This is a genomic window from Acidomonas methanolica (genome assembly GCF_004346035.1).
GTDB lineage: Bacteria > Pseudomonadota > Alphaproteobacteria > Acetobacterales > Acetobacteraceae > Acidomonas > Acidomonas methanolica.
Window position 1 is genome coordinate 74,835 of sequence record NZ_SLZN01000012.1, and the last position, 7,133, is coordinate 81,967.

The 7,133-nt window shown below is 64.8% G+C and carries 10 protein-coding genes and 1 pseudogene; all 11 read left to right on the forward strand.

Going from position 1 to position 7,133, the window contains the following annotated elements; translation table 11 throughout:
• Nucleotides 1-136 precede the first annotated feature (136 nt).
• The 11 genes and pseudogenes from EDC31_RS10425 to EDC31_RS10465 all read left to right on the forward strand — a co-directional run bounded on the left by EDC31_RS10425 (nt 137) and on the right by EDC31_RS10465 (nt 6,981).
• Nucleotides 137-406, forward strand: coding sequence for a helix-turn-helix transcriptional regulator (locus tag EDC31_RS10425; RefSeq protein ID WP_042058602.1), 270 nt, complete (start codon nt 137-139; stop codon nt 404-406).
• Nucleotides 407-1,435 carry a replication initiator protein A gene (locus tag EDC31_RS10430; RefSeq protein ID WP_042058605.1) on the forward strand — a complete coding sequence of 343 codons (1,029 nt, stop codon included), beginning with the start codon at nt 407-409 and terminating at the stop codon, nt 1,433-1,435.
• A 65-nt stretch (nt 1,436-1,500) separates the two neighbouring features.
• Nucleotides 1,501-2,583 (forward strand): phosphoadenosine phosphosulfate reductase domain-containing protein, encoded by a 1,083-nt coding sequence (locus tag EDC31_RS10435; RefSeq protein WP_239641648.1) that lies wholly within the window; start codon nt 1,501-1,503, stop codon nt 2,581-2,583.
• Nucleotides 2,583-3,074: pseudogene (locus EDC31_RS18135) on the forward strand (DNA cytosine methyltransferase); the annotation flags it as partial. The gene EDC31_RS10435 and the pseudogene EDC31_RS18135, both read left to right, overlap by 1 nt.
• Nucleotides 3,075-3,087: 13 nt before the next feature.
• Nucleotides 3,088-3,939 carry a hypothetical protein gene (locus tag EDC31_RS18140; protein ID WP_239641654.1) on the forward strand — a complete coding sequence of 284 codons (852 nt, stop codon included), beginning with the start codon at nt 3,088-3,090 and terminating at the stop codon, nt 3,937-3,939.
• Nucleotides 3,882-4,073: a hypothetical protein gene (locus tag EDC31_RS18145; RefSeq protein WP_239641655.1), complete on the forward strand. Its 192-nt coding sequence runs from the start codon at nt 3,882-3,884 to the stop codon at nt 4,071-4,073. The genes EDC31_RS18140 and EDC31_RS18145 overlap by 58 nt, the downstream gene beginning before the upstream one ends.
• Nucleotides 4,070-4,588 (forward strand): DUF2840 domain-containing protein, encoded by a 519-nt coding sequence (locus EDC31_RS10445; RefSeq protein ID WP_042058610.1) that lies wholly within the window; start codon nt 4,070-4,072, stop codon nt 4,586-4,588. Before EDC31_RS18145 ends, EDC31_RS10445 begins: the two co-directional genes overlap by 4 nt.
• Nucleotides 4,558-5,130: a S26 family signal peptidase gene (locus EDC31_RS10450; protein ID WP_456303996.1), complete on the forward strand. Its 573-nt coding sequence runs from the start codon at nt 4,558-4,560 to the stop codon at nt 5,128-5,130. Before EDC31_RS10445 ends, EDC31_RS10450 begins: the two co-directional genes overlap by 31 nt.
• A gap of 37 nt (nt 5,131-5,167) precedes the next feature.
• Entirely contained in the window at nt 5,168-5,500 is a 333-nt protein-coding gene (locus EDC31_RS10455; protein ID WP_042058615.1) for a DUF736 domain-containing protein, read from the forward strand.
• A gap of 3 nt (nt 5,501-5,503) precedes the next feature.
• Complete coding sequence (locus EDC31_RS18515) at nt 5,504-6,361, forward strand: lytic transglycosylase domain-containing protein (RefSeq protein WP_239641650.1); 858 nt, start codon at nt 5,504-5,506, stop codon at nt 6,359-6,361.
• 41 nt (nt 6,362-6,402) lie between these two features.
• Nucleotides 6,403-6,981 carry a hypothetical protein gene (locus EDC31_RS10465; RefSeq protein WP_239641652.1) on the forward strand — a complete coding sequence of 193 codons (579 nt, stop codon included), beginning with the start codon at nt 6,403-6,405 and terminating at the stop codon, nt 6,979-6,981.
• Nucleotides 6,982-7,133 lie beyond the last annotated feature (152 nt).

Genomic DNA, 7,133 nt, shown 5'->3' on the forward strand with positions numbered 1-7,133 from the left:
GCGGCCCTCTGCCGGGGGGCCGCCACAGTATATGCGCAAATGCGGCCCGCTACAGGCCGTCGATCCCTCGCCATGGTTCGCCACAGCCCGCTGTCGCCACCGACAGCCGCATGTCTGACGAACCGGAGGTGATCTCATGCCCGATCCGCTGGCGGACCTGCCGCCGAGATTTCTGCGCACCAAACAGGCCGCGCATTTCCTCGGCATTTCGCTCCGCACTCTTGAAAAGCACCGGACCTATGGGACCGGGCCAACTTATCGAAAGATCGGGGGGCGTGTCGTTTACGCCGTCGCTGATCTGGAAGCCTGGACAAAAATTGGTGCCCGGAAGTCTCCCAAGGACATGGACGCCGGCACGGTCTTTCCTGCTCGCCCGCTGACGCCGGAAGAACAGGACCGGCTCTGAATGCGGCGCGAGGACGATCATAGCCCCGCGCGGCGGGACGAGGACAGCGAGCGTATTCACCTCGATCCTTTCGTGATTGCGACCGGCGACGCCACGCCGCGCGATCAACGTGACCTGATGGAACGGCCATTCTTCTCGCTGGGCAAGCGCCCGCGCCTGAAGCCGATTCTCTACAGGGCCGCAGACATAGAAGTGCAGGTCTTCGCCATGCCCGAGCATGGCATGGCGACCATCTGGGATGCCGACGTGCTGATCTGGGCCGCCTCGCAGATTGTGGCGGCCGAAAACAGCGGCATCCCGACATCGCGCTTCTTCCGCTTCACGCCCTATCAGTTGCTGCGCGCCATCGGGCGTCCAACTGGAAATCACCAGTATCTGCTGCTGAAGGCGGCGCTTGCCCGCCTGCAATCCACCGTCATCGCCACCACGATCCGCAACGGTCGGCATTGGCGGCGTCGGCAATTCTCATGGATCAACGAATGGGAGGAAATGACGACGCGCACTGGCCGCGTCGAGGGCATGGAGTTCGTCCTGCCAGAATGGTTCTATGCCAGCGTCATAGATCGATCACTGGTCCTGACTATCGACCCGGCCTATTTCCGGCTCACTGGCGGTATCGAACGGTGGCTCTATCGTGTTGCCCGCAAGCACGCCGGGCACCAGCCCGAGGGCTGGGCATTCGAGATCAGCCATCTCCACGAAAAATCCGGCAGCCTCGCGCGGCCGTCCGACTTCGCGCTCGACCTGCGCCGCATCGCCGCTCGCCAGCCGCTTCCCGGATATCGGCTTGAAATCGAGTGGGAAGACAGGCGCGAATTGCTGCGTTTTCTCCCCGAAAACTTTTCCACAGTGCCTGTTGATAATCATGTGGATACTATCGGCAGATTAGGCGCAAACAGTATCGGCACATTAGGCGCAAATCGCGCGCCGGACTCTATAGAAGAATCTAACAAAGAATCTAACTCTTCTTCTTTGACGCGCGCACGCGCGAGCCATGGTGCCGGTGCCACCTGTCGAGGTGCGCCATGACATGCACCGTTCAGCATTTCGGCAGCATCTCCGGTGGCAAGGACAGCCAGGCCGTTCTTTGCAAGATGGTCGAGCGCATCGACCGCAAGGGGCTGGAGGCCTTCGGAAACCTCGCTCCGCGTTTTCTCGCTGCCGACAACGGCCACGAGAATCCGATCACGCTCGACCACATCGCCTATCTCGACGACTGGCTTCGAAAGCGCGTCGGCCTGCATATCGAAATCGTTTCGGCCAATGACGTTCCCGGCCTCACCGATGAGGCAGCCTTTGCCCGCAAGCGCGCCATGCTGCGCGAGGAATGGTCGAAGGAGAAACGGCGGACACGCCACAAGGGCGCATGCAACAGCCGGAGAGCTGCCTGGCGAGCAGGCACGATCATGAAGGCCGAGTGGATCGCCGGATGCGATTGCCCCGTCCTGGTCTCGCCCCCTGTTCCCGATAACCTGATCGAACGTGCGCTCGAGCTGCTGCATCCGACCGGCATCCCGTTCCTTGACATGGCGATGCTGCACGGCCGGTTTCCCGGCACGAAGACGCGCTTTTGCACCGAACAAACGAAACTGATTCCGATGATGCACCGCAAGCGCCCGCTGCTCGACGCGGGGCTATCGGTCATCGACTGGATCGGAGAGCGGGCCGACGAAAGCCCGGCGCGGGCGAAAAAGCCCCCGATCCAGTTGGTCCGGCATCCGTCCGGCGCTCGCCAGGTGCTCTATCGGCCTATTTTCCGCTGGAGCGCAGCCGACGCCTTCGCCATCTCCGAACGCCACGGCCTCAGGCACAACCCGCTCTACACGATGGGCATGAGCCGGGTCGGTTGCTCGACCTGCATCATGGTCAGGAAGCGCGAACTGCGCATGTGGGCCATGCGCTTTCCCGCAGAAGTGGATCGGGTGCGGGAGTGGGAGCGGCTGGTCAGCCTCGTATCACGTCGCACCGCAATAGCGGGAACGCCGGCGTCCCTTTTGCCCGCACCGACCGTTCCAGGCGATCCCGCCGATCATGGTCGGGCGACCATCGACAAGGCGATTGAGTGGTCCCGCACGGGAAGGGGTGGCCGCAATTACGACCTGTTTCTCGATCTGGAGCAGCGCGAAGCCGACGAGCACGGCCTGTTCTGCGACAGCGAATACGGGCTTTGCGAATGATGCGCGCCCTCGACCTGTTCAGCGCCGCCGCGGGCGGCTGGTCTCTCGGCCTGCATCGCGCCGGTTTCGTCACGATTGCCGCCTGCGAAATCGTCGAATGGCGGCGCATCCTCTACGCAGAGAACAATCCCCATGTCAGACTCTACGAAGACGTGCGCCGACTCACGGCAGCTCGCCTTGTTTCCGATCTTGGAATCCTTCCCGACATCATCGTCGGCAGCCCGCCGTGCCAGGACATCTCCAGCGCCAACGCCAAAGGCAAAGGGATCGACGGCGAGCGATCGGGCCTCTACCGCGAAGCCGTCCGCCTGGTCGGAGATTGCCGGCCTCGCTGGTTCGCTTTTGAAAACAGCCCTAATCTGCGAACTCGCGGCGCTGACCGGCTGCTCGCTGAGCTGGAAACATTCGGCTACGCCTGCGAACCGTGCGTGGTGGGTGCTGACAACGTCGGCGCCAACCATATCCGCAAGCGATCATGGCTCATCGGCTACGATCCCGAACAGCTTGCCGACACCCGTATCGCAATCCCAGCAGGGTGGCATCCGTCTGGAGGGTGGTTCTGCCGCACGCCGGGCGATGAAGGAATCCGGCCTCTACGACCTGTTCCGCAATCGCCCGCTGCCGACACCGATGGCATCGGACGGGATGATGGATGGCGCGGGCGGCGGGGCCGGATCGACATATCCGTTGCGGATGATCCTGGCGACGCCGAGGAAGTCGGACGCGGATCGGGGCGGACGGGGCGACATTCTCAGCCAGTTGCAGGGCCATGCCAGCCGCCATGCGGGAATGATGGGAACGCCGACCGCGAATGCAGCGCCGAGGGGCAGCGTTCTGCGCAAGCACAAGGACAGGATGACCTCGGATCAGGACGATTTCGACCGGACGCCGACGATAAGCGAGGCGCTGCATTTCGACACTCTGGAGCCACCTTACGGCATGATGCCGACGCCGGTGAAACCGAACGGCGGGCGTCGGTTGAGCGCGCAGGAGATCGAGACGGGCAAGCGGGCGAACGGCGCGAAAGCGCAGATCGACACGCCGAACCTTCTGCGCCACGCGGCGGAAATCCTTCCCACCCCGACCAAGCGGGACAGCAGGATGGATGGCTGGAGTCCGGCCTACGACCGGAGGAAATCCCCCACGATGGACGCGGTGATGGACGGCGCGATGACGGATCGCGCACCGGACAAATGGGCGGGAGCGCGGGCGCTGGCGACGATGTTGCGGAGCCATGGGCTGACTGGAACGGCGGCCTTGCCCATCACCTACGGCTGGATGATGGGATTTCCGCCTGGGTGGCTGACACGCGCATTGCGCTCGGCAGTCGCAAAGGGACGTCTGCTGCCAGCCTGATCGTCGAGGCGTTCGGCGATGCCGTTCTTCCGCAAATTCCCGAAGCCATCGGCCGCGCCATCCTGCGCACCGAAACCGCGCTCGACGCGGTGCTCGCGCGCGGCCCCCAACCCATCCCCGGAGACGAACCATGATCCGCCGCGCCCATCGCAGCGCGCACGGCCGTCCGCTGCCGAACGGGCCTGCGCCTTTCACCACATTGGTCGAACTGACCTTCCAGAAGCAGAGAATCGAGCACTGGATTCGTTTCGGCCGCAAGAGCTACGAACAGATCATCGACCGTCGCCGCAGCGTTGTCGGCTTCGCACCGGAGAGCATCTTCGCCTTCGTCCGGTGGGCGGCCGGCGAGCACGGCACAGTCGTTTCCCGCATCGACATTGTACGCGCCATCGGTCGGGGCGAGCCGTATCAAACGCTGCCCTTTGTGCGCCCAGGTGGCGAAATCCTCTTGCGGCTCGACGGCTGGCCGAAGGTGCAGCGCGCGCTTGCCGCTATCGATGCCGTGGAAGCCCTGGGCCTCGATCCGGCCGACGTGTCGCCGGACTACTGGCGGCACGCGCACAACCGCCTGACTGCCAATCTGGAGCCGAGCGACTACACGCCGGAGCGACATGCGGCGTGGATCGGGCGTCGGAGGATCGACCCGTGACGGGCCGCCGCTATCTCACCATCACGGCGCTGGCCGCGATGGGCGTTGCCGTCGCAAGCGCCGTCGAGACGCCGACGAAACTCATCTGGAACGCAACCGCCAGCGCGCCGGTCGGCTTCTACACTGTCGAGCCGGCCGACCGGATCGAGGTGCCCGATCTTGTCGCCATCATGCCGCCCGAACCGCTCGCCGCCTTCATGATCGCGCGCGGCTATGTCGGGCGCGGCGTGCCTCTGTTGAAGCGCGTCGTCGGCCTTCCGGGGCAGCGGGTTTGCCGCATCGGCCGCGCGATCACGGTTGACGGCATCGAGATGGCCGAGGCGCTGAAGCGCGACCGGATCGGCCGTGAACTGCCCATCTGGCAGGGCTGCCGCGTCATCGCTCCCGGCGAAATCTTCCTTCTGAATTGGGAGGTCCGCGACAGCCTCGACGGGCGCTATTTCGGACCCATCCCCGCAAGCTCCGTCATCGGCCGAGCCGCCCCGCTCTGGACCGATGAGGATGGCGTCGGCCGCTACGAGTGGCGCGCGCCGACGCACTGACCTCGCGCTTCCCCCACCAACCGCAAGGAGACTGACAATGCCTGCCAATATCTTGGAACCTACCGCTAACGGTTACGTCGGCCGTGTTCGACTGTTCGGCATCGACGAGGAAATCGTGCTTGTCGCCATCGAGCCGGGCGACGCCGACAACGCGCCGGCTTACCGCATTCATCTCGACGACGAGGACGGTCCCGAAATTGGCGGCGGCTGGAAACGTGTCGGCGAGAAGGCCGGCGACTACATCGCCCTGGAGATCGACAGTCCGATTTTCCCCGCGCTGTTTCGCCCGGCATTGTTCCAGGCCGACGACGAGGGACGCACCTTCCGGCTCGCGTGGAAGCGGCCGAAGGCGCGCGAGGATCGGAGCTGATCGGTGCGCGTTCCTCCCATCCCTTTGTTCGCGGGAAATCCGTATTCGCGGTTCAAAATGCTTCACTGGAGCATTTTGCCGGCGGCTTTGCCGCCGTCACCGCTCACCCCGCTCGTCCCGCTCGACGACCGGACGGCCGGCGCGCGTAGCGAAGATCAAGGGCGGCCATCGGCCGGCGCTTCGCGCGCACCCTTTACCGTAGCGAGCACGCTGGCAGCCTGGCGGCGTGGCGGAGACAGGGCGGCATGGCGTTGTGCTGTTCTGTTGCTGGCCGGGGCGCTTTCCGTCTGCACGGGATCGGGCGTCGTGGTCGCACAGTCCGCGTCGGTCGTGCGCCCGGTTGCCGTCGATCCCTATGCCGCGCACATCACCGAGGCGTCGCAGCGGTTCGGCATCCCCGAACACTGGATTCGCGCCGTGGTGCGCGCCGAGAGCGCGGGCGATGTGCGCTCGGTTTCGTCAGCCGGCGCGATTGGTTTGATGCAGGTCATGCCCGACACCTGGGCGGGCTTGCGCGTCCGCTATCGGCTCGGCCGCGATCCCTGGCAGCCGCGCGACAACATCCTCGCAGGCACCGCCTACATGCGCGAATTGTGGGATCGTTACGGCAATGTCGTTGCGATGCTCGCCGCCTATAATGCCGGCCCTGGCCGCTACGACGAGCACCGTTCAACCGGTCGCCCGCTGCCCGCCGAGACACGCGCCTATGTCGCCGCGCTCGCGCCGATCCTTGGCGGCGCGGCTGCATCCGATGCACCAGCGCAGCGGGCTGCGCCGCCGCCCGACTGGCGCGAAGCACCGCTCTTTATCGTGCGCCAGAACGACAGCCAGGCGACCGCCAAACCGTCAGCCGACATGTAGTCCGGCGACCTGTTCGCCTCCGTTTCGGAGCGGGATCGCCGATGAAAATTGCCTATGCCGATCCACCGTATATAGGCTGCGCGCATCTTTACCGTGGCCACCCCGACTATGCCGGCGAGGTCGATCATGTGCGCCTGATAGAGCGGCTGGAGCGCGACTATGATGGCTGGATATTGCACGCCGCCGCGACGCCGCGCTCCATCGCGACGCTTGCGCCGCTCGTTGAACGGACGGGCGCGCGGTGGATGGCCTGGGTGAAGGGTTTCGCGGCGTTCAAGCGCAATATCCCTGTCGCGTTTGCGTGGGAGCCGGTCATCGTGAAGGCCGCGCGAAAGCCCGTCGTCAGCAAGCGGCTTGTGATGCGGGACTGGATTCAAGAGAGCATCACGCTTCGTCGCGGCCTCACTGGCGCGAAGCCCGAAGCGGTCCGTCATTGGGCTTTCGAGATGGTCGCCGCGCGCCCCGAAGACACGCTTGACGACCTGTTTCCCGGCAGCGGAGCGGTCGCGGAATCGTGGCGCACATGGCGTCTCAAATTCGCTTTGCCGGGCGAGCCGGCGGTGCGGATCGCTGCATCTATCGGTGTGCAGGATCAGGCAACTGATGGAGCAGGATCATGAGGGCCGGAGGGGCAGAAACGGAGGGGAAGGCGGAGGGCAAGATAAAGGAAACCGGCACTAGCACTACTTTGGCATTTTCTGTGATGAGGGTGGACTGAGCGTCCTGCCGCAGTGAGGACACTGCCGGCATGGTGGTTGGAGGATGCGATCAA

What these genes read in the sequence shown, in the direction of transcription:
- EDC31_RS10425 (WP_042058602.1), top strand. Translation starts at nt 137, where the DNA reads ATGCCCGATCCGCTGGCGGACCTGCCGCCGAGATTTCTGCGCACCAAA.
- EDC31_RS10435 (WP_239641648.1), top strand. Translation starts at nt 1,501, where the DNA reads ATGGTCGAGCGCATCGACCGCAAGGGGCTGGAGGCCTTCGGAAACCTC.
- EDC31_RS10445 (WP_042058610.1), top strand. Translation starts at nt 4,070, where the DNA reads ATGATCCGCCGCGCCCATCGCAGCGCGCACGGCCGTCCGCTGCCGAAC.
- EDC31_RS10455 (WP_042058615.1), top strand. Translation starts at nt 5,168, where the DNA reads ATGCCTGCCAATATCTTGGAACCTACCGCTAACGGTTACGTCGGCCGT.
- EDC31_RS10465 (WP_239641652.1), top strand. Translation starts at nt 6,403, where the DNA reads ATGAAAATTGCCTATGCCGATCCACCGTATATAGGCTGCGCGCATCTT.
- EDC31_RS10430 (WP_042058605.1), top strand. Translation starts at nt 407, where the DNA reads ATGCGGCGCGAGGACGATCATAGCCCCGCGCGGCGGGACGAGGACAGC.